The organism is Planktotalea arctica (genome assembly GCF_002105285.1).
GTDB classification, from domain to species: domain Bacteria; phylum Pseudomonadota; class Alphaproteobacteria; order Rhodobacterales; family Rhodobacteraceae; genus Planktotalea; species Planktotalea arctica.
Genome location: NZ_MUHR01000034.1, coordinates 1 through 1,396, shown reverse-complemented (window position 1 = coordinate 1,396; position 1,396 = coordinate 1). Strand labels below are relative to the sequence as shown.

General features: G+C 57.3%; 1 protein-coding gene and 2 pseudogenes. All 3 read right to left on the bottom strand.

Annotation, left to right across the window (positions count from 1 at the left end; genetic code table 11):
- A pseudogene (locus B9P63_RS19675) lies at nucleotides 1-131 on the bottom strand (IS256 family transposase); the annotation flags it as partial.
- Nucleotides 132-196: 65 nt separating this feature from the next.
- Nucleotides 197-361 (bottom strand): annotated as a pseudogene (locus tag B9P63_RS18530) (transposase zinc-binding domain-containing protein); the annotation flags it as partial.
- 10 nt (nucleotides 362-371) lie between these two features.
- On the bottom strand, nucleotides 372-1,259 hold the full coding sequence (locus B9P63_RS18525; RefSeq protein ID WP_085311595.1) for a tyrosine-type recombinase/integrase: 888 nt from the start codon (nucleotides 1,257-1,259) through the stop codon (nucleotides 372-374).
- Nucleotides 1,260-1,396: the final 137 nt, after the last annotated feature.

Sequence of the window (1,396 nt, the reverse complement as noted above, 5' to 3'; positions counted from 1 at the left end):
AACTCTGCGCCCAGCATTCGCTCCATCAGGCGGACCTTCAGTTCCTTCATCAGGCCTTTGTCACCCAGCAGATCTTCGGGCCGTTTAATGCCGCTCAGCAGCTCGTCCAGTAATTCTTTGGAAATCGTCATTGTTGTCATGCTCCTTTGGTTTGGAAGCATGGGCCAAATTACTCATACACAGAAGATCGGACACTCTCGGTGCAGCCTGCCACATGCCCACCGAGCGCCTCGGTCCGGCAGGCCTCTATCGCTGACATCACCTTAAGCTGGCTCAGGTTGATATGCCCTGCATTGGCCCGCCGCCACGCGGGACCATGCTTGCGGAATATGTCTGCGACCTCCAGCCTTGCGCGGGGCAATCCCCGTCCGTCACCCCGGTCGCTTTTTGCGGGTCTGCAGGTTCAATTGTTTGAGAGCCTCGAACGGACTGGTCGTATCACGGATCATTTTTGTGGCGACTTTGGTGTACTGGGCGGTGGTCGTCAGCTTGGCATGGCCCAAAAGCACCTGGATCACCCGCACATCCGTGCCCGCTTCCAGCAGATGGGTCGCAAAACTGTGCCGTAATGTGTGCAATGTTGCGGGCTTGTTGATCCCCGCCATGCGTTTTGCCGATGTAAATGCCCGATTGAGCTGGCGCGGTGAGATCGGGTTGACCTTTGGCTTGCCGGGAAACATCCACCCCTCGGGGCGTGCCTCGCACCAATAATCCCGCAACAGGTCGAGCAATCCGGGCGACAGCATCACCTTGCGGTCTTTACGACCCTTGCCCTGCACGACATGGATCAGCATTCGATCACTGTCGATATCGCCGGTCGTGAGATTGCAGACCTCAGATGCGCGTAGACCCGCACCATAAGAGATACTGAGCGCCGCGCGATACTTGAGCCCAGGACCAGGTGCAACGGCCAGCAGCTCGGAGACTTCCTCAACGCTGAGCACCGCAGGTAGTTTGCGCGGCTCGGTACGGAATTGCATGTACTTCTTCATCTCATCACGCCCGCAGGTCATCGAGAAAAAGAAACGCAATGCGGTGATGCTGGCGTTGTAGACTGAGGGCGTGACCTCGGTGTCTGTCATGTGAAGCTGATATGCGCGCAACTCATCCCGTGTTGCCGTATCTGGTGCGCGCCCCAAAAATCCGGTGAAATCCTTGAGCGCCCGGATATGGGCCTTCTGTGACGTCTCCGCCATCCCGCGAATACGCATGTCCTCGATCATCCGAGCACGCAGCGGGCTCATCTTCTCTTGTGTCATGGGAACCTCCTGTCCGATTGAGAAACCTCAATCGTCAAGCAGGTGAGCCAGATCGCAAAATCCACCAACATGTGGGATGGTTCAATACACTAGCCACAAGCACCAGTGCCGCGCGAGCGGCTTCGTCCAAGAGCCCA